Genomic DNA, 24,515 nt, shown 5'->3' with positions numbered 1-24,515 from the left:
TCGTCATGGTGATCGGGATGCTGCCCTGGCTCTCCGGGCAGAGCCCTGAGTACACGGTCCTGCGGGCCCGGTACGCCGACCTGGAAGCAACGCCTGAATCGCTGGCGATGGTCCGGGCCGAACTCGGCCTGGACCGGGGCCCGATCCTGGTCTTCCTCGACTGGTTCGCCGGGATCCTCACCGGGGACTTCGGCCGATCCTGGATCTCCACCTCCCCGGTTCTGCCAGGAACCCTTACAGCCCTGGCTGTGTCCGTGACGCTCATGATCTGCGCCGGTGTCATGGCACTGCTGATTGCCGGGTTGTTCGCGCTGCCCGCACTCCTGCGCGGCTCCCGCGGTGAGCGGCGGCGAGGGGCCGGGCTTCTCGCGACGACGGCGACCTCCCTGCCCGATTTCCTGCTGGCCTCCCTGTTCCTGGTCATCGGCGCGGTCTGGTTGGGCTGGTTCCCGCCGTCGGGGTGGCTGGGACTGCACTACGCGGTCCTGCCGTCCCTGGCCCTGGGCCTGCCGGCCGGAGGGCTGATGGGCAAACTTCTGGCCGACGCCATCAGCTCCGCCGGCGATGAACAGTGGGTGTCCGCGTGGCTGTCGGCTGGCTTTACCCGCCGCCAGGTCGCTGTCGGTCTCCTGCGGCGGGCATTGCCGACGGTCTCCAGCCAGGCGGCCCTGGTCGTCGTCGGGCTCACCGGCGGGGCGGTCGCCGTCGAACGGGTCTTCGCCATCCCCGGGATCGGCCGGGCAACCCTCGGTGCCGCCACGTCGCAGGACATCCCCGTGCTGCAGGCCGGAGTCCTCGCCCTCCTCGTCCTGGCGATCACGGCCGGCATTGCCGCGGCACTGATCCGCAAGGCGCTGCTCGGACCGGCCGGACGGCTGGGCGTGATCCCCGTCGCCGTCGTCCCTCCCGTCTTCCACCGACGGGACGTCGCCGTACCCCTGGGGGCAGCGACACTGCTCGGGCTGATCACCGTCGCAGGTGTCCTCCGCGACCCGTTCGCCTCAGCTCACCCGCGGCTCGCGTCGCCGAGCTGGGCTCTACCGTTCGGGGCGGATGCCAGCGGCCGCGATCTGCTCGCCCGCGTAGGACACGGCACCGTGACCACCGTGGGGACAGCCCTCGTCGTCGTCCTCGTGTCCCTGCTGATCGGTGTCCTGATCGGCTCCCTGCCGCGCCTGGGAACCGGTCCGCTCGAGGTCGCCAACGCCGCCCCGCCCGTCATCACCGGGATCATCGTCGCCGCGATCTCCGGCGCATCCATTGGAGGCGCCGCCCTCGCTGTCGCCCTGGTGAGCTGGGCGCCCCTGGCCGCGCACACCTCCGCCCTGACCCTGCAGGCCCGCAGCCTGCCCTTCGTCACCGTCCTGCCGGTCCTCGGCGTCGGGCGGGCCCGGATCCTGCTCCGGCACATCCTCCCGCCCATCATCGGACCCCTGGTCCGGCACGCCATGCTGCGCCTCCCCGGAACCGCCCTCGCCCTGGCAGCACTGGGCTTCCTCGGACTCGGAGCCAACCCGCCCAGCCCCGACTGGGGCCTGGTGCTCGCCGAAGGCATGGCCTACGTCGAACGGGCGCCCTGGACCGTTCTCGCTCCAGCCTCAGCCCTGGTCCTGGCGTCCGTCCTGGCCGTCTCGACGTCCGGACTCACCCTCCCCGCAACCCCACGCCGCCGGAAGAGGACTGCCATCGAGGACGGCGCACCCGTCGCAGCCTGACCCCGGTGACCCACCGGTTCAGAGGACGCGGGCCCCTTTTCCTACCTGCCTGGTCGCATGCATGCGTGTTGATGTATCGGTATGACGGACGCTCAGCTCGAGAAGGTCGCGGAGCTGTTCACGGCGCTCAGCACGGTATCCCGGTTGAGGATCCTGACGTCCCTTGCCGGCGGTGCGGGCTCTGTGGGTTCACTCGTGGAGGCAACCGGGCTGTCCCAGCCTCTGGTGTCGCAGCACCTGCGGGTGCTGCGGAGCATGAACCTCGACGAGGACCACTACGACGAGCACTGAGGCGAGCGACAGGATGGGCTAGGACCGTTGCTGATCGGACCAGTGTCCTCGATGCTTCGCGCATCATCCAGGGGCGAGGGCTATGGATCGCTCGGCGGCGCCAGGCGGACCGGTGGGCCGATACCGAGCACCGTACCGGAGAGGTCTGTGGGCAGGGCGTTGTCCTGACCCGCGATGGGTCGCCACTGCTCCACCCAAGCACCGAGTGTCCGCAGGCGTCCGGCAGCTTCGATGCCACCCAACCACACGGACGGTCCCGTCAGGTCGCTGCCTGAGGTGCGGATCGCGACGGCGGCAACGGCTCCTTGCGCGCACTGCTGCAGGCACGGTGCAGAAATCAACACACCCCCTGAGGAGCGCGCGACGGCAGCCGCGAGACCGCCGTCACCGCTCGTTCTGGTCAGGGCAGCACACCGGTGACCCGCACAGAGGGCAACGACGACACCGGCGGGCGCGCCGGTCTCTGCGGCGTCCTGCGGTGCCCTCGGCCGGTCAACCTCATCGATTCCGAACAACTTGCCGGTTCCCCGTGTCATGCCGGATCACCGGCCCTAGCCCTGGCGGGCTTTCATGCGGGGATTCTTCTTGTTGATGACGAACGTCCTGCCGCGACGCCGGACGATCTGCGCGCCGGGGATCTTCTTGAGGGCGCGGAGGGAGTTGCGTACCTTCATGGTGCTCCTTCTTCGGTATCGGTGTTCCGGCTCGTCCTGCCCGGGTGGTGCGCCGTCGCCAGACGCAGCTCCTCGTCCGTGAGCGCACAGGCGTCCAGCAGAGTCATGATGTCGTCGTCGTCGAGGTCGTCGCCGGTGAGGGCCAGGTGCGTGCCCCTGCACCACTCGCCGTGCCGCGAACCTGCCGTCCGGGCCCCTTCGGTGCCGAGGGCGATCCGCGGCCCCACGCCGTGCACCGCGATGCGCGCGTCGACTCCCGCGATCCAGACGTTCCCACGGACGAAGCAGCAACCCTCCGCGATGGAGCCGAGGGCCGTGCGGAAGTGCTCGGGATGCAGCGGTCGGGCAACCCGGTATTCCACGGTGCGGAACGAGGCCGACGACGTCGCGGGGGCCAGAATGGTCCCGGGGAGGCCGCGGGCATGCGCCTCCGCGCGGTCGTGCCTGCCTAGCGCCGGCACGGCGGCCCGCGCGTTCCCGCCAGGGTGGACGATCGTCGCGTGCGGGGCGAGTTCGCCGACGAGGTGCAGGCCGCGATCCCACAGGGTCGGATCGCTCGGCAGGAGATCACTCGTGGTGGTGAGGACGGTATCGGCGAAGAGGAACTCCCCGATGAGGAATTCACCGGGCGTGCGGGAGTCCTCCGGCACCGCCGTGTAGCCGGATTCGAAGAGCGTGTGATGGTCCCACAGCTGGTCCTCCAGGTCCTCCGGACGCACTGCCAGGGCAACCGTGTCCACGGTGAAGGTCCGTGAGGCCACCGCGCGAAGGCCCTCGATCGCATCCTCGGCGGTCGTCCCCGGGGGCAGGCCCACGATTGCACGGGCGGCACCGTCCTCGGCCAGTCGCAGGAGCGTCGGCGCAAGGTCGAACCGCACCGTGCAGCTCAGGCAGTCGTGCTCCACGACCATCGACTCCCGCTCGACGAGCCGGTCCGCACCATGCACGCGGCGCACCACCACCCCGCCGTCGAGCAGATCGTGCAGGACGACAGGCGTGCCCGAGGAGCGTCCTGCCAGGGAGAACGCCGCGCTGTTGCGGCTGAGCCCATCGAGGGAGGTGACAAGGATGAGATGCATGCCCCCACTATATGAGAATCATTCTCATATACAAAGTGGAGGAGTCGCTTCCCACCCCTCCTACCGGACGCGCACCCCCGCCCGCCAGACCGCGTGCACGAGGGGCATCCCGGGCCGATAGGCCAGGTGCGTGGCCGACGGCGCGTTCAGCAGCTGCAGGTCCGCGCGGTGCCCGACGGCGAGGGATCCGACGGCGCGGAGGCCGTCGGCGTCGCGTCCCGTGTGGCGCCGCAACGCCAGGGCTCCGCCGTACGTGGCGGCACGGACCGCCTCGTGGACGGTCAGCCCCATCTGCAGCACGGCGGTGGCGACGCAGAAGGCCATGGAGCTCGTGTAGGAGGTGCCGGGATTGCAGTTGCTCGCCAGGGCGATCCGGGCCCCGGCGTCGAGCAGCCGCCGCGCGGGAGCGAACGGCTGGCGCGTCGAGAGGTCGCAGGCCGGCAGGCAGGTGGCGACGGTACCGGGCGCATCGTCGGCGTCGGTTCCCGACCACGTGCCCGCGAGCGCGTCGACGTCGTCGTCCGAGAGGTGGTTCACGTGGTCGACGCTGGCGGCGCCGAATGCGACGGCGAGCGCCACGCCGGCGCCGGGGCCGAGCTGGTTCCCGTGCACGCGCAGGCCGAGGCCCGCGGCGGCGCAGGCCGCGAGGACGCGGCGTGACTGGTCGGGGGTGAAGGCGCCGGTCTCGCAGAAGACGTCGGCCCAGCGCACGTACGGGCGGACGGCGTCGAGCATCGGCCCGCACACGAGGTCCGTGTAGTCCTCGGCGTCCTCCGCCGCCGGCACGAGGTGCGCGCCGAGGAAGGTGACCTCGTCCACCACGCCTGCCGCGATCCGGGCACCGCGCGCCTCCTGCGCGACGTCGAGCCCGTACCCCGTCTTCGTCTCGAGGTACGTGGTGCCGCCCGCGGCGGCCTCGGCGACGCGGGCCAGCAGGAGCCGCGTGAGGTCGTAGTCCCCCGCGGCGCGCGTGGCCTCCACGGTGACCGCGATGCCGCCCGCGGCGTACGCCTCCCCCGCCATCCGGGCCTCGAACTCGGCGGTCCGGTCACCGGCGAACACGAGGTGCGTGTGGCTGTCGACCCAGCCGGGCAGTCCGGCGCGCCCCCCTGCGTCGTACGCCTCGTCCGCCGCGGGAGCCCGGCCGGCCGGGCCGATCCAGCTGATCCGCTCCCCCTCGAGGACCAGGGCGGCGTCCCGCAGGACGCCGCCCTCGGCGTCCTGCGTCATGAGCTCGCCGATGCTGGTGACGAGGACGGACATCAGTGCCGCTCCCAGGGCTGCGTGTACCGGGCCGCGGGGCTCCCGGGCTCGTTCCGCGCGTTGGCGGCGGCGTCGAGGCGGCCGATGGCGGCGGCCAGCAGGGGCCCGGGGTCGCCGAGCGTCGAGTGGAGGCCGTCCCGTGCCGTCAGGACTCCGCCGACGACGACGCCCGTGACGTCCTGCGCCGTCGCCGTGTAGGCGAGCTGCTCCCAGGAGGATCCGGCGGTCCGGGCCGTGTGCGGATCGACGGCCATGTAATCCGCGGCCAGGCCCGGACTGAAACCCGCCCCCGGGCGTCCCTGCGATCGTGCGCCGCCGAGGGACGCGATGCCGTGCAGCCACTCCGGGTCGAAGTGGCCCCGCCGGCCGGTGCGCAGGCGCTCGCCGTGCTCGAGGGCCCGCATCTCGAGCCAGGGGTCGACGACGGCGTGCTGGTCGGTGCCGAGGGCGAGCTGCGCTCCGGCCTCCCGGAAATCGCCGGCCGGGCCCAGTCCGTCGGCGAGGTCCGCCTCCGTGGTGGGGCAGAGCACGATCACCGCTCCGGCATCCGCCAGGGTGGCGATGTCGCGTTCGGTGACATGGGTGGCGTGGACGGCCGACAGGCGGTCGGTCACGAGCCCGTGCCGGTGGAGCAGGGCCGTCGGGGTGCAGCCGGTCGCCCGGACGCAGTCCTCGTTCTCGGCGGGCTGCTCGGACACGTGGACGTGCAGGGGGATCCCGGGCGGCAGGTGCTGCGCGATCACGGCGAGATCCTGCTCCGGCACCGCGCGGACGGAGTGGAGGGCTGCCCCGACCGTGACCCGGTGCGCGGGGTGGCGCGAGGAGATCGCGGTGCGCAGGGAACCGAGCCGTGCGAGCCACCGCTCCGCGGTCCCGTCGGAGAAGCGTCGCTGGCGTGCTCCGAGGGGTGTCCCGAAGCCGCCGGCGAGGTAGCACGTATCGAGCAGCGTCAGGCGGATCCCGGCCCGCACGGCTGCCCGGGCGAGGGCCAGCTCCATGGCGTGCGGCCCGTCGTCGTGGTCGTGGCTGTCGGCCCCCTGCCCGTACGGCGTGCCGTCGGGGCGGTGGTGGACGTAGTGGAACTCGGCGACGCTCGTCCATCCCGCCACCACCATCTCGGCGTACACCGCGGTGGCGAGCTCCTCGTACAGCGCGGGCGTGAGGGCGTCCGCCGCCCGGTACATCGTCTCCCGCCACGTCCAGAAGGTCCCGCCGCCCACCGTGCCATGGGTGCGCCCGCGCAGCGCACGGTGGAACGCATGCGAATGCGCGTTGGCGGCGGCGGGGAACGCCACGCCACGGAGGACGACGTCGCCCTCCCGCGCGCGGACGCCGGGCAGCACGCCGACCACCAGCCCGTCGGCGTCCGCCTCGATCCGCACCGCGTCCGCGATGCCCTCGGCCTCCAGCCACGCGTGCTCGCACCAGACGGCGTTCACGGCCTGGTCGGTGAGAGGGCCGGTCACAGCAGGTCGTCGAGGACGTCCGCGAGCGCGGTGGCCCCGGCGTCGGCGTCGTCGCGTTCCACGAACTCCTCGGGCGAGTGGCTGATGCCGGTGGGGTTCCGGACGAAGAGCATGGCGGTGGGCGCGATGGCGCCGAGGATGCCGGCGTCGTGCCCGGCGCCGGTGGGCAGGGTGGGGGTGCCGGGGAAGGACCGGCGGAGCGACTGGCCGAGGGTGCGCTGCAGGGCGCCGTCGAAGTGGACGGTGCCGCTGCGCGACTCCTCGGTGAGGGTGGCCCTGCAGCCCTCGAAGGCACAGATCTTCTGGGCCTGGCCGTGGATCCTCTCGATGAGGGCGGCCGTCAGGGCGTCCTCCTCGTGGCGGACGTCCAGCCACAGGTCCACGCGGGAGGCGATGACGTTCGTCCCGCCCGGTACGGGCTGCAGCCGGCCGACCGTCGCGCGGGCGCCGTCCTGTTCCGCGGCGGCCTTCCGGACGGCGAGGACCACCTGGGCGGCGGCGACCAGGGGGTCGGCGCGGTCGGCCATGAGCGTGGTGCCGGCGTGGTTGCCCTGGCCGGTGATGGACAGGCGCCAGCGCCCGTGGCCCAGCATCGTGGAGCCGATGGCCACCGCGGAGTCGAGGTCGATCAGTCCACGCCCCTGTTCGACGTGGAGTTCCACGAAGTCCCCGATGCGCCGGATCGCCTCCTCGTCGCGGCCCAGGTGAGACGGGTCGATGCCCGCGGCCCGGGAGGCCTCGGCGAAGGTGGTGCCGTCGGTGTCCGTCAGGGATCGGACGTGGTCGGGATCGAGCGTGCCGGTGAGCAGACGGGAGCCGAGGCAGGAGACCCCGAATCGGGAGCCCTCCTCCTCGGGGAACACGGCGATCGCGAGGGAGCGCTGCGGGTTCACCCCACGCTCGCGCAGCAGGTCGACGGCCACGAGCGCGGAGGCGACGCCGAGCGGCCCGTCGTAGGCCCCGCCGCCGGGCACGGAGTCGAGGTGGCTGCCGGTGACGAGTGCGCCGTCCCGGCTGTCCGTGGCGTCCCACCACGCCCAGAGGATGCCGTTGCGGTCCGTCTCCACGGCCAGCCCGCGGTTCTCTGCCTCGGCGGAGAACCATTCGCGCAGCGAGGACTCGGCGGGCGTGTGGACGCCGCGCGAGTAGCCCCCGCGGGCGGTGTCGCGGCCGACGTCGCTGATGGAGTCGAGGACTGAGGAGACGGTCTGCACGGGGGTACCTTCCGGTCGGGGGCGGGTCTTCAGGATTGCATGGGGATGCGCACCCCGCGCTCCGCCGCGACCTCGCGGGCGCGCCCGTACCCGGCGTCGACGTGGCGCATCACGCCCGTCCCGGGATCGTTGGTGAGGAGCCGCTCGAGCTTCTGCGCCGCGAGGTCCGTGCCGTCGGCCACGGAGACCTGTCCGGCGTGGATGGAGCGGCCGATCCCCACGCCGCCGCCGTGGTGGATGGACACCCAGGTGGCCCCGGAGGCGGTGTTCAGCAGGGCGTTCAGCAGCGGCCAGTCGGCGACGGCGTCGGAGCCGTCCGCCATGGCCTCGGTCTCCCGGTAGGGCGAGGCGACGGACCCGGAGTCGAGGTGGTCGCGGCCGATGACGATCGGCGCCGAGACCTTCCCCTCGGCGACGAGCCGGTTGAGGAGCAGGCCGGCCTTCGCGCGGTCGCCGTAGCCGAGCCAGCAGATCCGGGCGGGCAGGCCCTCGAACTCCACGTGCTCGGCGGCGGCGTCGAGCCAGCGGTGCAGGTGCCCGTTGTCCGGGAACAGCTCCTTGAGCGCGGCGTCCGTGACGGCGATGTCCGCCGGGTCCCCCGAGAGCGCCACCCAGCGGAACGGGCCGAGCCCCTCGCAGAACAGGGGCCTGATGTAGGCGGGGACGAACCCCGGCACGTCGAACGCCCGGCCGTAGCCGCCCTTCCTGGCCTCGTCGCGGATCGAGTTGCCGTAGTCGAAGACCTCCGCTCCGGCGTCGAGGAAGCCGACCATCGCCTCGACGTGCAGGGCCATGGACGCCTGGGCCTTCTTCGTGAAGCCGTCCGGGTCCGCGGCGGCCTCCCGCTCCCACTCGTCGACGGCGATCCCCTCGGGCAGGTAGCTGAGCGGGTCGTGGGCGGAGGTCTGGTCGGTGACGATGTCGACGTCGAGCCCGCGCCGGAGCAGCTCAGGGAACACGGTGGCCGCGTTGCCGACGACGCCCACGGACAGTGCCCGCCGCCCGCGCTTCGCGGCGAGGACCTGTGCCACGGCGTCGTCGAGCGTGTCCGCGACGGTGTCCAGGTAGCGTTTCGCGACGCGGCGGCGCAGGCGCGCCTCGCTGACGTCGACGATGAGGACGGCCCCGCCGTTGAGCGTGACGGCGAGGGGCTGGGCGCCGCCCATGCCGCCGCAGCCCCCGGTCAGGGTGAGGGTGCCGGCGAGGGTGCCGCCGAACCGTTTGCGGGCGATCGCTGCGAACGTCTCGAAGGTGCCCTGGAGGATGCCCTGCGTGCCGATGTAGATCCAGGAGCCCGCGGTCATCTGCCCGTACATCATGAGGCCCTCCGCCTCGAGGCGCCGGAACTCCGGCCACGTGGCCCAGTCCCCCACCAGGTTGGAGTTCGCGAGCAGCACGCGCGGCGCCCACGGATGGGTGCGGAAGACCCCGACGGGCTTGCCGGACTGCACGAGCAGCGTCTCGTCGTCCTCGAGCGTGGTGAGGGTGCGGACGATGGCGTCGTAGGCGTCCCAGCTGCGGGCCGCCCGGCCGGTCCCGCCGTACACCACGAGGTCCTCGGGCCGTTCGGCGACCTCCGGGTCGAGGTTGTTCATGAGCATCCGCAGCGGTGCCTCGGTCTGCCAGCTCTTCGCGGTCAGGTGCGTGCCGCGCGCGGCCCGGATGGACCGGGAGGGATCGTGGGTCGCGGAGGTGGGGGTGGTCATGCCGGTTCTCCTGTCAGGTCCTCGGGCACCGGGACGGCGCCCGCACCGGGCTCCGCCAGGAGGGCCGCGGCCTCCTGTGCCACGAGCGAGCCGATGCGGTGGGCCTCCGCCTCGGTGATGCGGTAGCTGGGGATCACGACGCTGAGCGCAGCGACCGTCCGGCCGCCCGGCGAGAGCGGTGCGGCGATGGCCGTGACATCCGCCTCGACGCCGTCGCGCACCACGACGAAGCCGCCGTCCGGGGGCCCGCCCGTGAGCACCGCGCCGACGGCGGTGTGCGCGAGCGGGATGCTGCGCCCCACCCAGCTGGCGTGGCGCACGGAGTGGGTGCCCTCGCGCATGGCGAGGTAGACGCCCTCGCCGTCGTGCGAGGGGACGCTGAGGTAGGCCGACTCGCCGGTCCGCTCCACGAGGCGTTCAAGCGCGGGCTCCGCGAGGGAGACCAGCGACTCGTGGCCGAGGGCCTGCGCGCCGAGCTGCACCACGCGGAGACCGGGCCGGTAGGCGCCGAGGGCGTCCCGGCGGACGAAGCCCGTGCCCTCGAGGGTGCGCAGGAGCCGCAGCGCCGTCGACGCCGACAGGTCGGCCTCCCGGGCCGCGTCCGCGAGCGTCAGCGATCCGGCGCCGCAGACCGCCCCGAGCAGCACGAGGGCCCGCTCGACGGTGCGGGTGGACGATTCGGCCATGGCCCCTCCTTGCTTTCGCGGTCGACCTGTATTTCACTTATTGAAACTCTCTTTTCACTCCATGGCAAGAGCGGCGGGAGCCGCGGGAACCGAGGCGCAGCGTGGACCAGCAGACCGTGATCGTGGGCCCGGGCCCGCTGTCCCCCGCCGACGTCGTCGCGGTGGCGCGGGGCGGCGCCCACGTGGACCTGGCGCCCGCGTCCCTCGCCGCGATGACCCGGTCCCGCGCGGTGGTCGACGCGCTCGTGGACGACGGCACGCCGCACTACGGGGTCTCGACCGGGTTCGGCGCCCTGGCCACCCGGCACATCCCGCTGGACCAGCGCACGCAGCTGCAGCGCAGCCTCATCCGCAGCCACGCCGCGTCCTCCGGGACCGAGGTGGACCGCGAGGTGGTGCGCGGACTGATGCTGGGGCGCCTCTCCACGCTCGCCACGGGCCGGACCGGGGTCCGCCCGCTGGTGGCCTCCACCTACGCCGCCCTGCTGAACGCCGGCATCACACCCGTCATCGGCGAGTACGGCTCGCTGGGCTGCTCCGGTGATCTCGCGCCGCTCTCCCACGTGGCCCTGGCGCTGATGGGCGAGGGCGAGGTCCGGGACGGCGCCGGGCGCCTGGTGGCGGCAGCCGAGGCGCTCGCGGCGGCCGGCATCACCCCGGTCGAGCTCCGCGAGAAGGAGGGGCTGGCACTCATCAACGGCACGGACGGGATGCTCGGGATGCTCGTCCTCGCCGCCGCGGACCTGCACCGGCTCCTCACGACGGCGGACCTCGCGGCGGCCATGAGCGTCGAGGGGCTGCTGGGCACGGACGCCGTGTTCGCCGAGGACCTCCACGCCCTGCGCCCGCACCCGGGCCAGCTGGTGTCCGCCGCGAACATCCGCGCCCTGCTGGCCGGGTCCCCGCTGCTGGCCGACCAGGTCACGTCCGAGACCGGGCGGCACCGCTTCACGCGTGTCCAGGACGCCTACTCCCTGCGCTGCGCGCCCCAGGTCCACGGTGCCGCCCGCGCCACCCTCGCCCACGCGGAATCGGTGGCGGCGATCGAGCTGGCGTCGGCGATCGACAACCCGGTCATCACCCCCGACGGCCGGATCGAGTCCAACGGCAACTTCCACGGGGCGCCCGTGGGCTACGTGCTGGACTTCCTCGCGATCGCCGTCGCGGACGTCGCCTCCATGAGCGAGCGCCGCACGGACCGCTTCCTCGACACGTCCCGCAGCCACGGGCTCAACGCCTTCCTCGCCCACGATCCCGGCGTCGACTCCGGCCACATGATCGCGCAGTACACGCAGGCCGGGATCGTGTCCGAGCTCAAGCGCCTCGCCGCCCCGGCGTCCGTGGACTCCATCCCCTCCTCGGCCATGCAGGAGGACCACGTCTCCATGGGCTGGGCGGCGGGCCTGAAGCTGCGCCGGGCCGTCGACGGCCTGACGCGCGTCCTCGCGATCGAGCTCCTCACCGCGGCGCGCGCCCTGGACATGCGCGACGGCGGGACCGCCGTCGGGCCGAGCAGTTCCGCGCCGATCGGCGCCGTCCGGGCCCGGCTCCGGCGGGACGTCGAGGGTCCCGGCACCGACCGCTACCTGGCCCCGGAGATCGAGGCCGCGCGACGGCTGGTGGACGACGGCGCCCTGCTCGCCGCGGCCCGCCAGGCACTCCCGGGGTCCCTCCAGTAGGGCTTGTTAGGGTGGGCTGACCACCCCCGAGAAAGAAGTACCGCTCCATGTCCTCCCCCGTCACCGTGCCCTCCGCCAGACCCCCGCGCCCCCAGGCGGTCCTCACCGTGCTCGAGACGCAGTGGCTGAGCCCGCACCTGGTGCGGGTCGTGGCGGGCGGACCGGGCTTCCGGGACCTGCAGGACTGCGACGCGACGGACAGGTACGCCAAGCTGCTGTTCGCCAAACCCCATCTGGGCCTGACCCCGCCCTACGACCTGGCGGCACTCAAGCACGAGCTGCCCGCCGGCGACCGCCCCGTGAAGCGGACCTACACCGTCCGGTGGCTCGACGCCGCGGCGGAACGCCTGGCCATCGACTTCGTGGTGCACGGCGCCTCGGGCATCGCCGGCCCATGGGCGGCGCAGGCCTCCCCCGGTGACGTCCTGGTGCTCATGGGCCCCTCCGGAAAATGGTCACCGGACCCTGACGCCGACTGGCACCTCTTCGCCGGGGACGACTCCGCGCTCCCCGCGATCGCCGCAGGCCTCGAGGCCCTGCACCCGGCCGCCGTCGGGCATGCCTACCTCGAGGTGGACACCGCCGCCGATGCGCTCCCGCTCGCGGCCCCCGCAGGCGTGGAACTGCACTGGCTGACGCGGGACGGCCGGGAGCCGGGCACGACGACGCTGCTCGCCGACGCCGTTGCCGCCGGGCCGTGGCCCGAGGGGCGCGTCGATGCCTTCGTGCACGGGGAGCGCGGCGCCATGAAGGCCCTGCGGGACATCCTGTTCAGGGAGAAGGGGCTCGCCCGCTCGCAGGTCTCGCTCTCCGGTTACTGGGCGTACGGCCGCGAGGAGGACACCTTCCAGGCGGAGAAGCGGGAACCCATCGGCAGGATCCTCGACGACTGATCCGGGACGCCCGCCGCCTGCGCCTCAGGCGACCGGCACGGTGCGGGGGCCCCGCCCCGGGAACCGCTCCAGGAGTCCCATCGCGGGCTCGGCGATCCGCGCCAGCACGGGCCCGAGCACGGCCATGATCAGCACGTACGTCGTCGCGAGGGCGGCGATCTCCGGGATCACCGCGCCGGAGCTCACCGCGAGACCGGCGATCACGATCGAGAACTCCCCGCGCGCCACGAGGGCCGTGCCGGCGCGGGCCCGGCCGAGGCGTCCGATGCCCTGGCGGCGGGCGGCCCACCAGCCCGTGGCGATCTTCGTCGCCGTCGTGACGAGCGCGAGGAGCAGCGCGACACCGAGCACCGGCGGGATCGACGCCGGGTCGGTGTTGAGCCCGAAGACCACGAAGAAGATGGCGGCGAACAGGTCCCGCAGCGGTTCGAGGAGGCGCGCGGCGTTCTCCGCCGTCGCGCCGGAGATCGCGATGCCGAGGAGGAACGCCCCCACGGCGGCCGAGACCTGCAGGGCGGAGGCCAGCCCCGCGACGAGCAGGGCCGCCCCGATGAGCGTCAGGAGGAAGACCTCGCGGTCCTTGCTGTCGACGATGGCCGAGACCGCATTCCCCCAGCGCAGCGCGACGACGAGCACGAGGGTGACGACGAGGAGGGAGACCCCGACCGTGCCGAGTCCGCCGGCGAAGCTGAGCCCCGCCAGCACCGCGGTGAGGACCGGCAGGTAGACGGCCATCGCGAGGTCCTCGAAGACGAGGATCGCGAGGACCGTGGGGGTCTCCCGGTTGCCGAGACGGCCGAGATCGCTCATGACCTTCGCGGCGATCCCCGAGGAGGAGATGTACGTGACGCCGCCCATCACGAGGGCCGCAACCGGCCCCCAGCCCAGGATGACCGCGACCAGGGCGCCCGGGGTGAAGTTCAGGGCGAGGTCGACGATCCCCGCCATCCAGGACTGGCGCATCCCGGTGACGAGTTCCTTGGCCGTGTACTCCAGGCCGAGCAGCAGCAGGAGCAGGACGACGCCGATCTCACTGGCCACCTCGCTGAAGTCGATGAGACCTTCGAGCTCGAGGAAGCCACCCTGCCCGAAGAACAGGCCGCCCAGGAGGTACAGGGGGATGGGCGAGAGGCCGATCCGGCCCGCAAGCCGCCCGAGGACCCCGAGGAACAGGAGAATCGCGCCGAGTTCGATCAGGGTGAGGGCGGTCGTGTGCATAGGCGGCGATCAGCCGTTGCGCAGGATGTCCGCTGCGGTGTCCAGGCCCTCCGAGGTCCCCACCACCACCAGCAGATCGCCGCCGGCGAGCGTGAAGTCGGGGGCGGGTGAGGCCTGGACCTGGCCGGAGCGGAGCACGGCGACGAGGGATGCGCCGGAGCGCGACCGCATCCTGGTGTCGCCGAGGGTGCGGCCGTCGAAGGGCGATCCGTGGTCGATGTAGAACTGGCGCGTCGAGACCCCGGGGAGGTCCCGGTGCTCCTCCGTCAGCTGGGCGACGAGCTGCCGGGACCCGAGGAGGCTGCCGATCGTCGCCGCCTCGTCCGGGGTCAGCGGGATGGAGGCGACGCAGGCATCGGGGTCGTTGGCCTTGGAGATGATGAGGTCGAGCTCACCGTCGCGCTGCGCGACGATGCCGACCCTCCGGCCGGACCCGGTGACGATCTCGCGCCGCACCCCGATGCCGGGAAGGCGCGTTTCGATGACGTTCATGCGATCATCCTAGACCCGCGCGCCCTACTCGCCGGCGGGCAGGGCGCCCGTGGTGCTGCCGTTCGCTGAGGGCGTCGAGGCGTCCTCCGGCGTGTACAGATCGGGCTCCAGATAGATGAGCCGGGCGATCGGGACGGCCGCCCGGATGCGCTGCTCGGCGGCGTCGATGGCCACCGCGATCTGCGCGCCGCTCTCCTGGCTCCCCACCGAGATCTTGGCTGCGACGAGCATCTCGTCCGGGCCGAGGTGCAGGGTCTTCAGGTGGATGATCCGGGTGGAGCCGTCGCCGCCGATGGCTTCCTCGATCTTCGCGACGTGGGGGGCGGAGGCGCTCTCCCCGAGGAGCAGGCTCTTGGTCTCCACCGCGAGGACGGCTGCGATGGCCACGAGGAGCAGGCCGATCATCGCCGTGCCCACCGCGTCCCACAGGCCGTTGTCGGTGAGCAGCGTCATCGAGACGCCGAACAGGGCGAACGTGAGGCCCAGGAGGGCGCCGAGGTCCTCGAGGAGGATGACCGGCAGCTCCGGCGATTTGGCGGTACGGACGAAGCGCACCCAGCTCATGCCCCCGCGGACGTGGTTGGACTCCCTGACGGCCGTGCGGAGCGAGAAGGACTCGGCGACCATGGCGCCGATGAGGACGGCGAGCGGGACCCACCAGAAGGAGCCCTCGATGGGGTGCGGGTCCAGGGCCTTGTGGTACGCCTCGTACAGCGCGAAGAGGCCGCCGACGCTGAAGAGCACGATCGAGACGATGAACGCGTAGATGTACCGCTCGCGGCCGTAGCCGAAGGGGTGCTCGGGGCTGGCCTGCCGCTTGGCGCGCTTGCCTCCGACGAGCAGCAGGACCTGGTTCCCGGAGTCCGCCACGGAGTGGATGCCCTCGGCGAGCATGGACGACGACCTCGTGAGCGCGAAGGCCACGAACTTCAGTGCGGCGATCGTGAGGTTCGCGGCGAGGGCCGCGATGATCGCCTTGTTGCCTCCGCTTGCCGACATGGTCCGTTCCGTTCCTTCTGCCCCGCGTCCGCCGGGGTGTCCCGACGGAGAGGGGGCCGGCTGCCGGCGTCGTGCCCCGGGACCGCCTCCGTTCCCCACTGTACGGACATGCGGACCGCCCGTGGCCGGAGCGTATTGTGCCCTCAGGCAGGACGGAGCGCGGCGGCCGCCGCGAGCACGCGGTGCGGGTCGGCCCCGAGATCGGCCGGATCGGCGCCGGTGAGGAGGACGGCGGCCAGCTCGGCGATGCCCGACGACGTCTGGAACCCGTACCCGCCCTGCCCCGCGAGCCAGAAGAACCCGGGGTGGCCGGGGTCGAACCCGACGACCGGCACGCTGGACTCCCGCTGGGTCCGCAGGCCCGTCCAGGACCGGTGGACGGCCGTGACCCCGAGGGTCGTCACGGTTCCGAGCCGCTCGATGAGGCGCTCGATGTCGCCCGGGTGCGGTTGGGGGTCCCCCGCCTCCGCCGGCTCCGATTCGGCGGGCGAGATGAGGACGCCGTCGGCGTCCGGGCGGTAGTAGAAGGAGCCGTCGGCGGCCGCGACCATCGGGGATCCGGCCTGCGGCGCGTTGCCCGCCGCGACGATCGCCGCGGTCCGTCGGAGCGGCACGAGCCCCTGGGGCGCGACGCCGCACAGTGTCGCCACGCCGTCGGCCCAGGCTCCCGCGGCGTCGACCACGACCTCCGCGGTGATCGGGCGATACCCGGCGCGGACGTTCCACAGGGAGCCGTCGTAGCGGGCCTCGGTGACCTGCGCCCCGGTGAGGATGATGACGCCGTCGTCGCTCGCGCTCCGCCGGTGGTATTCGAGCAGCAGGTCCGTGTCCGTGCCCACGCAGTCCGTGTCGATGGCGGCGGCCGCGAAGGCCTCGGGGCGCAGCTGCGGGCAGAGGTCGAGGGCCTCGGCGTGGGAGATCCGGTGCATCGCGGCGCCGGCCCGCGCATCGACGTCGGCCTCGGATCCGACGAGGAGGAAGGACCGCGGCACGGTCAGGGGAAGTCCCGTGGAGGACTGCACGCCGCCCAGCAGCTCGAGCGTGCGCCGGGTCAGGTCCAGGACGGGTTCGGGGCCGTAGCTCGGGATGAGTTGCCGCGCGGAGCGGGAGGAGGTGTGGTACCCGAGGGTCGGCTCGGCCTCCACGAGGACCACGCTGGAGAACGGGGCCAGCGCGGAGGCCAGCGAGAGGCCGGCGATCCCGCCGCCGATGATCAGGACGTCGCACTCGAGGGAGCTCATCCCGTCATCCTAGGCGCGCCCTCCCCCTGCCTGCGCCTCCGCTCCCTACCCTCTTCCGTCGGCTGTCAGCCCACGTGCGCGCCCGGGGCGCCGTCGACGGCGGCCGGGCTCCCGGCCACCTCGGCGCGGGCGGCGACGAACGCCCGGACGCAGGCCTCGATGTCCTCCGCGGTGTGCGCTGCCGAGAGCTGCACGCGGATCCGGGCGGCACCCTTCGGGACCACGGGGTAGCTGAAGGCCGTCACGAAGACGCCCTGCGCGAGCATGGCGTCGGCCGTGCGGGCCGCGAGGACGGCGTCGCCGAACATGACCGGCACGATGGCGTGCTCCCCCACGAGCAGGTCGAAGCCCTCCTCCGTCATGCGGCGGCGGAACAGCGCGGCATTGGTGGTCAGCGTGGACCGCAGGTCGGTGCTGTTCTGCACGAGGTCGAGGGCCGTGAGGGTCGCGGCGACGATCGACGGCGCGAGCGAGTTCGAGAAGAGATAGGGGCGGGCGCGCTGGCGCAGGAGGGCGACGATCTCGGCGCGTGCGGCCACGTAGCCGCCGGATGCCCCGCCGAGCGCCTTGCCGAAGGTGCCCGTGAAGATGTCCACCCGGTCGGCGACCCCGGCGTGCTCGGGCGTGCCGGCGCCGGTGGCGCCCATGAACCCGACGGCGTGCGAGTCGTCGACCATGACCATCGCGTCGTAGCGCTCGGCGAGGTCGCAGATCGCCTCGAGCGGTGCCAGGTAGCCGTCCATGGAGAAGACGCCGTCGGTGACGACCAGGCGGCGTCGGGCCCCCGAGGCCTGCTGCAGCTTCGCCTCGAGGTCGGCCATGTCGCGGTTGGCGTAGCGGAAGCGCTGCACCTTGGACAGGCGGATGCCGTCGATGATGGACGCGTGGTTCAGCGCGTCGGAGATGACGGCGTCCTCCGCTCCGAGGAGCGATTCGAACACGCCGCCGTTCGCGTCGAAGCAGGAGGAGAACAGGATGGTGTCCTCGGTGCCGAGGAACCGCGCGACGCGGCGTTCGAGCTCGAGGTGGAGGTCCTGGGTGCCGCAGATGAAGCGGACGGACGCCATGCCGAAGCCGCGCTCGTCCAGGGCCGTCTTGGCCGCGGCGATGATGTCCGGGTGGTCGGCGAGGCCGAGGTAGTTGTTGGCGCAGAAGTTCAGGACCCTGGCGTCACCGGCCCCCAGCGCGCCGGCCGTGATGTGGCTGGACTGCGGTGAGGAGATGCGGCGCTCGTGCTTGAACAGGCCTGCCTGGCGGATCTCGTCGAGTTCGGTGGCGAGCTGGTCGCGGACTGCTGAATACATGGTGTTCCAAGCCTCTCTAGAGGGTGGTCCAGTCGAGGACCACTTTGCCGCTCGCGCCGCTGCGCGCCGTTGCGAATCCCTGCTGCCAGTCCCGGGCGGGCAGGCAGTCGGTGACCACGGACGAGACGGCCTCGCGCAGGGTCCCGTTGGACTGCAGCATGGCGCTCATCGCGTACCAGGTCTCGAACATCTCCCGGCCGTAGATGCCCTTGAGGGTGAGCATGTGGGTGACCACCTTGCCCCAGTCGATGGAGATCGGGCCTGCCGGCAGCCCGAGCATGGCGATGCGCCCGCCATGGTTCATATTGTCGATCATCTCGGGCAGCGCGGTGGCATGACCGGACATCTCCATCCCGACGTCGAAGCCCTCCTTCATGCCGAGCTCGCGCTGCGCGTCGGCGACACGCATCCGGCTGACGTCGATGGCGAGGTCCGCCCCGACGCCGCACGCGAGGGCGAGCCGCGGCGCGGAGACGTCCGTGATGGCGATCTTGCGGGCTCCGGCGTGGCGGGCGACGGCGACGGCCATCAGGCCGATGGGGCCGGCCCCGGTGATCAGCACGTCCTCCCCGACGAGCGGGAAGCTGAGCGCGGTGTGCACGGCGTTGCCGAAGGGATCGAAGACCGCGCCGAGCTCGGGCGTGATGGTCGCGTCGTGCACCCAGACGTTCGTCTCGGGCACGACGACGAACTCGGCGAACGCGCCGTCGCGCTGGACGCCGACGCTCGAGGTGCGGATGCACATCTGGCGGCGGCCGGCGCGGCAGTTGCGGCAGATCCCGCAGACGACGTGGCCCTCGCCGGAGACGCGGTCGCCGATGCGGACGTCCCGGATGCCGTCGCCGAGGGCGACCACCTCGCCGTAGAACTCGTGGCCGGGGATCAGCGGGGCGGTGATCATGCCCTGCGCCCAGGAGTCCCAGCTCTCGATGTGGAGGTCCGTGCCGCAGATGCCGGTGGTGATGACCCGGATCTTGACCTCGCCCCACCCGGCGTCGGGTTCGGGTCGGTCCACGAGCTCGAAGCCGGGGTGCGTCCCGGATTTGTACAGCGCCTTCACTGAACGGTCCCTTCCATCCCGCGCCCGTCCCGACGGGTCGCGTCGGGATGGTGCGGTACGAGTGCCTGGGCGGAATATGCCCGGAGCAACAGTATCAGCGCGGTCCGTCCTCGAGCACGGCGGCCAGCGTCCCGACGCCGAGGCGGTAGAACGCCGGGGAGTCGTCGGAGGATACCGCCATGGCGCTCCCCATGCTCAGGGCCCAGCCCCGGGCCCGCGCCCAGGTCGCGGCCTCGATCGGGTGCAGCGCCTCGAGTGCGGCGCGGAACGCGGACCGCCCGGCGGCGTCGAAGTGCAGCCACGCCGCGGCGAGGTCCGTCGCGGGATCACCGGAGCACAGGTCGCCGAAATCGACGACGCCGGCGAGCCCGCCGTCGGGCGCGAGGACCACGTTGGCCGGATGCAGGTCGCCGTGCAGCCAGAGCGGCTCCCCCGACCATCCCGGTGCCGCACAGGCGGACTCCCAGGCACTCAGCAGGGCGTCCGCGGGGAGGCCGGGGATCTCCGGGAGCGACGCCAGCCGCGGACGTACGACGTCGTCGCGCGCCGCCAGCGGACCGCCGCGGCCCACGGGGCTGACGGGGGCGTCGGCGGGCGCGGGCCGATGGAACGCTGCGAGGAACCGCGCGAGCGGGACGGCGGCGGCAGAGCGCCCGGCCCGTGGGACCGTGATGCCGCCGGCTCCGTCGATCCAGCGGGAGACGGACCAGTGCCAGGGGTAGCCGGCACCGGGCCGGCCGATCCGCACGGGCGCCGACGTCCGGACGGCCAGGGGCGGGGTGAGACCCGGCAGCCACCGCTGCTCCGCGACCATCAGCGCGTCGGCGACGGCGCGCCGGGGCAGGCGCACCACGAGATCGTGCCCCAGCCTGAACAGCGTGTTGTCCCAGCCGTGACCGGCAGGACGCAGCGGGAGGTGCGCAAGGTCCGGGTGCTGTTCGGCGAGCAGCGACATGACGAGGGAGGGCACGATGTCGTGCTCCGCCCTCGGCAGACCCGCCATCATGCCCTCCCCGTGGATGCTGCCGGCGCTAGCCCTCGACGCCGAGGCGCTGCAGGATCAGCTCGCGTACGCGGCCGGCGTCGGCCTGCCCGCGGGTGGCCTTCATGACCCCGCCCACGATCGCGCCGACGGCCTGGACCTTGCCGCCGCGGATCTTGTCCGCGACGTCGGGCTGGGCCGCGAGGGCGCCGTCGATCGCCTCGAGCAGCGGGCCGTCGTCGGACACGACGGCGAGGCCGCGCTTCTCGACGACCTCCGCGGGCGTGCCCTCGCCGGCGAGGACGCCGTCGAGCACGTCGCGGGAGAGCTTGTCGTTGATCTTGCCGGTCTCGATGAGCGCGTTGAGCTCGACGATCAGCTCGGGCGTGACGCCGAGCTCGGCGGGCTCGACGTCGGCCAGCTTGGCGCGGCGGGAGATCTCGCCCATCCACCACTTGCGGGCGACGGCGGCACTGACACCGGCGGCGATCGTGTCCTCGATCGAGGACATGACCCCGGCGTTGACGACGTCGCGGAACTCGGCGTCGGAGTAGCCCCAGTCGGCCTGCAGGCGCTTGCGGCGCTCGGCGGGCGGTTCGGGGAGTTCGGCGCGCAGCTTCTCGATCCAGGCGTCGTTGGTGACGACCGGTACGAGGTCCGGCTCCGGGAAGTAGCGGTAGTCGTCGGCGTCGGACTTGGGGCGTCCCGACGTCGTGGAGCGCGTGTCCTCGTGCCAGTGGCGCGTCTCCTGCTGGATCGGCGTACCCGAGTCCAGCACGGCGGCGTGCCGCTGGATCTCGTACCGCACGGCGTGCTCGACGGCGCGCAGCGAGTTCACGTTCTTGGTCTCGGTGCGGGTGCCGAACTTCTCCTGGCCCTTCGGCTTGAGGGAGACGTTCGCGTCGCAGCGCACGTTGCCGCGCTCCATCCGGGCGTCCGAGACGCCGAGGTTCTTGACGATCTCGCGGATCGCTGCCACGTAGGCCTTCGCGAGCTCGGGGGCCCGCGAGCCGGCGCCGACGATCGGCTTCGTGACGATCTCGATCAGGGGCACGCCCGCCCGGTTGTAGTCCACGAGGGAGAACTCGGCGCCCTGGATGCGGCCCGTCGCGCCGCCCATGTGGGTGAGCTTGCCGGCGTCCTCCTCCATGTGGGCGCGCTCGATCTCCACGGTGAACACCGTGCCGTCGGCGAGTTCGATGTCGATGCTGCCGTCGTAGGCGATGGGGTCCTCGAACTGGGACGTCTGGAAGTTCTTCGGGGTGTCCGGGTAGAAGTAGTTCTTCCGCGCGAAGTAGCACTTCTCGGCGATCCTGCAGTTCAGCGCGAGGCCGATCTTGATCGCGGACTCGACGGCGACGCCGTTGACGACGGGCAGGACGCCGGGCAGGCCGAGGTCCACCGGGGTCACGTTGGTGTTGGGCACGTCCCCGAACGCGTTGGGCGCGGAGGAGAACATCTTCGTCCGGGTGTTGAGTTCCACATGGACCTCGAACCCGAGCACCGGATCGTACTTCTCCATGGCCTCGTCGAAGGACAGGACCTCATCTGTTCCAGCAGTCATTACTTACCACCTGTGATCTCGGGGGCCTGGGCCAGCAGCGGCCCGCCCCACGTCTCTTCGAGCAGCGATTCGAGGACGGCGCCCACGCGGTAGAGGCGTGCGTCCTTGCGGGCGGGGGCGAGGAGCTGGATGCCGACGGGCAGCCCGTCCTCGTCCGCGAGGCCCCCGGGCAGGGACAGTCCGGGGACGCCGGCCATGTTCGCCGGGATGGTGGCGACGTCGTTCAGGTACATGGCCAGCGGGTCGTCGAGCTTCTCGCCCAGCTTGAACGCCGTGGTCGGGGCGGTCGGCGAGATCAGGACGTCGGCCTGCCCGAACGCGGCGGCGAAGTCGCGCTGGATGAGCGTGCGCACCTTCTGCGCCGAACCGTAGTAGGCGTCGTAGTAGCCGGCGCTCAGCGCGTAGGTGCCGAGGATGATACGGCGCTTCACCTCGTCGCCGAAGCCGGCCGCGCGGGTGGCGCCCATGACGCGCTCGATCGTGGGCGTTCCCTCGGGCACCACGCGCAGGCCGAAGCGCACGCCGTCGTACTTGGCCAGGTTGCTGGAGGCCTCGGACGGCATGATCAGGTAGTAGGCGGCGAGGGCGTACCGGAAGTTGGGGCAGGAGACCTCGACGATCTCGGCGCCCGCCGAGCGCAGCAGCTCGAGCGACTCGTGGAAGCGGGTGAGGACGCCGGCCTGGTAGCCCTCGCCCTGGAGCTCCTTGATGACGCCGATGCGCATGCCCTCGACCTGGCCCACGCGGGCGGCCTCGACGAGTGCGCCGACCGGGTCGGTGAGCGACGTCGAATCGTGGGGGTCGTGGCCGCCGATGACCTCGTGCAGCAGGGCGCTGTCGAGGACAGTGCGGGACACGGGGCCGATCTGGTCGAGCGAGGAGGCCATGGCGATCGCGCCGTAGCGGGAGACGCCGCCGTAGGTGGGCTTCACGCCGACCGTGCCGGTGACGGCGCCGGGCTGGCGGATGGAGCCGCCGGTGTCGGTGCCGAGTGCCAGGGGTGCCTCGAACGCGGCGACGGCGGCCGCTGACCCGCCGCCGGACCCGCCGGGGATGCGGTCGAGGTCCCAGGGGTTGCGGGTGGGCCCGAACGCGGAGTGCTCGGTGGAGGAGCCCATGGCGAACTCGTCGAGGTTTGTCTTGCCGAGGATCGGCATCCGCGCGGCGCGGAGCTTGCGGACCACGGTGGCGTCGTAGGGGCTCTGCCAGCCCTCGAGGATCTTCGACCCGGCCGTGGTGGGCTGACCCCGCGTGACGATCAGGTCCTTCACGGCGATGGGGACGCCCGCGAGCGTATGCAGCGTGTCGCCGTCGGTCCGGGCCTTGTCCACCCCGGCGGCGACGAGCAGCGCCTCGTCGGTGTTGACGTGCAGGAACGCGTTGATCGCGCCGTCCACGGCGTCGATGCGGTCGAGGTAGGCCTGCGTCGCCTCGACGGCGGAGACCTCCTTCGCGGCGAGCTTCTGTGAGAGGGCGTCGGCGGAGAGGTGGATCAGGTCTGTCATGGGTTACTCCCCGTCCAGGATTGCCGGGACCTTGAAGCGGCCGTCGGCGTTGTCGGGCGCGCCGAGGAGGGCTTCCTCGTTGCTGAGGGTGTCCCCCACGACGTCGTCGCGGAACACGTTGCTCAGCGGGATCGGGTGGCTCGTCGCGGGGATGTCGTCGCCGGCGACCTCGCTCACGCTCTTGATGGAATCGACGATCACCGCGAGTTCCCCGGCCATGCGGTCGAGCTCGTCGTCGGTCATGTCGATGTGGGCGAGCCGCGCAAGGTGCGCGACGTCGTCCCGGTTGATCTCAGCCATGGATCTCCCCTGGAAGTCGGAGGTGGGTATCTGCTCCCAGTCTAGTGCTGGCGCGGTCGGCGCCCGGCATCAGCGGAGGCGGCACCCGGCGACGGCGACGCGTGCGCCTACAGGGGCAGGCGGAAGACCCAGAGCAGGATGTCCTCGTTCGGGACCTCCCAGTCGCGGCCGGGCACGCGGACGAAGCCCATCGACTCGTAGAGCCGGTGCGCCCGGACCATGTCGGAGCCGCTCGTCAGGCTCACGGCCTCGATGCCGGGGAGGGTGCGGGCGTGCTCGATGATGCGCTCCACCATGGCCCGGCCGATGCCCCCGCGCTGCACGGCCGGGTCCACCGCGAGCATCCGGAACTCCAGCTCCCCCTCGACGGCGATGTCGGTGTACCGCTGGCCCGCGAACGTGAGGGCGACCGACCCGACGATGACGCCGTCGCGCTCCGCCACCCAGACCTCGGCGTGCTCGGCGCGGTGCTCGATGTCGGCCAGCACGGCCATGTAGGGGTGGGCCTCGTCGGAGAAGTACCCGGCCTCGAGGTAGGCGCCGCGCGTGATGCGGCGGACGTCGTCGTAGTCCTCGGGGCGGACGGGCCGGACGGTGATGCGGGCGTCGGAGGGTGGGGTGGTCACCGGCCCATTTTGCCACGCGACGAAGCCGCCGGGACGCCGTCGTCCCGGCGGCCGCCGGTCCTGCCGGTGCGGGAGATCAGCCCCGCGTGATCGGGAGTTTCCGGGGTCCCTCGCGCCTCGCGTCGTCCGGGAGCGGCGTCCTGACGTTCAGCACGCCGTCCGCGTAGCTCGCGCGGATGTCCTCGTCCCTCACCCCGTCGGGGAGCACGATGTCGCGCCGGAAGGATCCGTACCGGAATTCGGACCGGTAGCGGTCCTTCTCCTTGTGCTCCTCCTTCTCCTCGCGGTGGGCGCTGATCCGCAGGAAGCCGTTCTCGATGCTGACCTCGATGTCCTTCTCGGGATCGAGCCCCGGCATCTCCGCACGGACCACCATGTCCTTGCCGTCGACGAACTCCTCGACCCGGATGGAGGACGGCCCGGACGACGACGACTCGAAGAGCCGCTCCATCGAATCGAGCAGGTCCATGGGTGACCTGGTGCCGCCGTTGAAGGGGAAGTTCCGCCGACTGGACCCGAAGGGCGGCCATCGCCGTGCATCAGTCATGACAAACTCCA

At 72.3% G+C, this 24,515-nt stretch carries 23 protein-coding genes; 4 read left to right on the top strand and 19 right to left on the bottom strand.

Features of this window, described 5'->3' with window-relative positions:
• Window positions 1–5 precede the first annotated feature (5 nt).
• Both MWM45_RS05440 and MWM45_RS05435 read left to right on the top strand, forming a co-directional pair.
• The gene (locus tag MWM45_RS05440; RefSeq protein WP_418909757.1) at window positions 6–1,715 is read left to right on the top strand and encodes an ABC transporter permease subunit; all 1,710 of its coding nucleotides are present in this window, start codon (window positions 6–8) and stop codon (window positions 1,713–1,715) included.
• Between the two features lie 81 nt (window positions 1,716–1,796).
• A complete protein-coding gene (locus MWM45_RS05435) occupies window positions 1,797–2,006 on the top strand; it encodes an ArsR/SmtB family transcription factor (protein ID WP_247828573.1) in 210 nt (69 codons plus the stop codon).
• Between the two features lie 551 nt (window positions 2,007–2,557).
• On the opposite strand, the gene ykgO is transcribed toward MWM45_RS05435, so the two are convergent.
• From ykgO to MWM45_RS05400, 7 genes are read right to left on the bottom strand one after another with little or no spacing between them, the layout of a single operon-like run.
• The gene (ykgO, locus tag MWM45_RS05430; protein ID WP_011693081.1) at window positions 2,558–2,680 is read right to left on the bottom strand and encodes a type B 50S ribosomal protein L36; all 123 of its coding nucleotides are present in this window, start codon (window positions 2,678–2,680) and stop codon (window positions 2,558–2,560) included.
• Complete coding sequence (locus tag MWM45_RS05425; RefSeq protein ID WP_247828572.1) at window positions 2,677–3,759, bottom strand: GTP-binding protein; 1,083 nt, start codon at window positions 3,757–3,759, stop codon at window positions 2,677–2,679. The genes ykgO and MWM45_RS05425 overlap by 4 nt, the downstream gene beginning before the upstream one ends.
• Before the next feature lie 60 nt (window positions 3,760–3,819).
• Window positions 3,820–5,022 carry an imidazolonepropionase gene (gene hutI / locus MWM45_RS05420; RefSeq protein WP_247828571.1) on the bottom strand — a complete coding sequence of 401 codons (1,203 nt, stop codon included), beginning with the start codon at window positions 5,020–5,022 and terminating at the stop codon, window positions 3,820–3,822.
• Entirely contained in the window at window positions 5,022–6,488 is a 1,467-nt protein-coding gene (locus MWM45_RS05415; protein ID WP_247828570.1) for a formimidoylglutamate deiminase, read from the bottom strand. Before MWM45_RS05415 ends, hutI begins: the two co-directional genes overlap by 1 nt.
• Window positions 6,485–7,702: an allantoate amidohydrolase gene (locus MWM45_RS05410; protein WP_247828569.1), complete on the bottom strand. Its 1,218-nt coding sequence runs from the start codon at window positions 7,700–7,702 to the stop codon at window positions 6,485–6,487. Before MWM45_RS05410 ends, MWM45_RS05415 begins: the two co-directional genes overlap by 4 nt.
• A gap of 29 nt (window positions 7,703–7,731) precedes the next feature.
• Window positions 7,732–9,408 (bottom strand): urocanate hydratase, encoded by a 1,677-nt coding sequence (hutU, locus tag MWM45_RS05405; protein ID WP_247828568.1) that lies wholly within the window; start codon window positions 9,406–9,408, stop codon window positions 7,732–7,734.
• Window positions 9,405–10,094 (bottom strand): IclR family transcriptional regulator, encoded by a 690-nt coding sequence (locus MWM45_RS05400; protein WP_247828567.1) that lies wholly within the window; start codon window positions 10,092–10,094, stop codon window positions 9,405–9,407. The genes hutU and MWM45_RS05400 overlap by 4 nt, the downstream gene beginning before the upstream one ends.
• Window positions 10,095–10,195: 101 nt before the next feature.
• Between MWM45_RS05400 and hutH the strand changes: the two genes are divergently transcribed.
• Entirely contained in the window at window positions 10,196–11,773 is a 1,578-nt protein-coding gene (gene hutH / locus MWM45_RS05395; RefSeq protein ID WP_247828566.1) for a histidine ammonia-lyase, read from the top strand.
• A 47-nt stretch (window positions 11,774–11,820) separates the two neighbouring features.
• Window positions 11,821–12,666 carry a siderophore-interacting protein gene (locus MWM45_RS05390; protein ID WP_247828565.1) on the top strand — a complete coding sequence of 282 codons (846 nt, stop codon included), beginning with the start codon at window positions 11,821–11,823 and terminating at the stop codon, window positions 12,664–12,666.
• Window positions 12,667–12,690: 24 nt separating this feature from the next.
• On the opposite strand, the gene MWM45_RS05385 is transcribed toward MWM45_RS05390, so the two are convergent.
• The 12 genes from MWM45_RS05385 to MWM45_RS05330 form a co-directional block, all read right to left on the bottom strand.
• On the bottom strand, window positions 12,691–13,884 hold the full coding sequence (locus MWM45_RS05385; RefSeq protein ID WP_247828564.1) for a cation:proton antiporter: 1,194 nt from the start codon (window positions 13,882–13,884) through the stop codon (window positions 12,691–12,693).
• 9 nt (window positions 13,885–13,893) lie between these two features.
• Window positions 13,894–14,376, bottom strand: a complete 483-nt coding sequence (locus MWM45_RS05380; protein WP_104168343.1) for a cation:proton antiporter regulatory subunit — start codon at window positions 14,374–14,376, stop codon at window positions 13,894–13,896.
• 24 nt (window positions 14,377–14,400) lie between these two features.
• Window positions 14,401–15,375: a cation diffusion facilitator family transporter gene (locus MWM45_RS05375; protein ID WP_247828563.1), complete on the bottom strand. Its 975-nt coding sequence runs from the start codon at window positions 15,373–15,375 to the stop codon at window positions 14,401–14,403.
• Between the two features lie 143 nt (window positions 15,376–15,518).
• Entirely contained in the window at window positions 15,519–16,616 is a 1,098-nt protein-coding gene (locus tag MWM45_RS05370) for an NAD(P)/FAD-dependent oxidoreductase (RefSeq protein WP_247828562.1), read from the bottom strand.
• Window positions 16,617–16,681: 65 nt separating this feature from the next.
• The gene (locus MWM45_RS05365; RefSeq protein ID WP_247828561.1) at window positions 16,682–17,920 is read right to left on the bottom strand and encodes a glycine C-acetyltransferase; all 1,239 of its coding nucleotides are present in this window, start codon (window positions 17,918–17,920) and stop codon (window positions 16,682–16,684) included.
• A gap of 16 nt (window positions 17,921–17,936) precedes the next feature.
• On the bottom strand, window positions 17,937–18,980 hold the full coding sequence (gene tdh, locus MWM45_RS05360) for an L-threonine 3-dehydrogenase (RefSeq protein ID WP_247828560.1): 1,044 nt from the start codon (window positions 18,978–18,980) through the stop codon (window positions 17,937–17,939).
• A 94-nt stretch (window positions 18,981–19,074) separates the two neighbouring features.
• Window positions 19,075–19,986 (bottom strand): aminoglycoside phosphotransferase family protein, encoded by a 912-nt coding sequence (locus MWM45_RS05355; protein WP_247828559.1) that lies wholly within the window; start codon window positions 19,984–19,986, stop codon window positions 19,075–19,077.
• A 25-nt stretch (window positions 19,987–20,011) separates the two neighbouring features.
• Window positions 20,012–21,526 (bottom strand): Asp-tRNA(Asn)/Glu-tRNA(Gln) amidotransferase subunit GatB, encoded by a 1,515-nt coding sequence (gatB, locus tag MWM45_RS05350; protein ID WP_247828558.1) that lies wholly within the window; start codon window positions 21,524–21,526, stop codon window positions 20,012–20,014.
• Window positions 21,526–23,031 carry an Asp-tRNA(Asn)/Glu-tRNA(Gln) amidotransferase subunit GatA gene (gatA, locus tag MWM45_RS05345; RefSeq protein ID WP_247828557.1) on the bottom strand — a complete coding sequence of 502 codons (1,506 nt, stop codon included), beginning with the start codon at window positions 23,029–23,031 and terminating at the stop codon, window positions 21,526–21,528. The genes gatB and gatA overlap by 1 nt, the downstream gene beginning before the upstream one ends.
• 3 nt (window positions 23,032–23,034) lie before the next feature.
• Entirely contained in the window at window positions 23,035–23,331 is a 297-nt protein-coding gene (gene gatC / locus MWM45_RS05340; RefSeq protein ID WP_247828556.1) for an Asp-tRNA(Asn)/Glu-tRNA(Gln) amidotransferase subunit GatC, read from the bottom strand.
• Between the two features lie 107 nt (window positions 23,332–23,438).
• Window positions 23,439–23,957 carry a GNAT family N-acetyltransferase gene (locus MWM45_RS05335; protein WP_247828555.1) on the bottom strand — a complete coding sequence of 173 codons (519 nt, stop codon included), beginning with the start codon at window positions 23,955–23,957 and terminating at the stop codon, window positions 23,439–23,441.
• A gap of 76 nt (window positions 23,958–24,033) precedes the next feature.
• On the bottom strand, window positions 24,034–24,504 hold the full coding sequence (locus MWM45_RS05330; protein WP_043447289.1) for an Hsp20/alpha crystallin family protein: 471 nt from the start codon (window positions 24,502–24,504) through the stop codon (window positions 24,034–24,036).
• Window positions 24,505–24,515: the final 11 nt, after the last annotated feature.

The organism is Arthrobacter antioxidans (genome assembly GCF_023100725.1).
GTDB classification, from domain to species: Bacteria; Actinomycetota; Actinomycetes; order Actinomycetales; family Micrococcaceae; genus Arthrobacter_D; species Arthrobacter_D antioxidans.
This window is presented reverse-complemented; position numbering and strand designations above follow the sequence as displayed.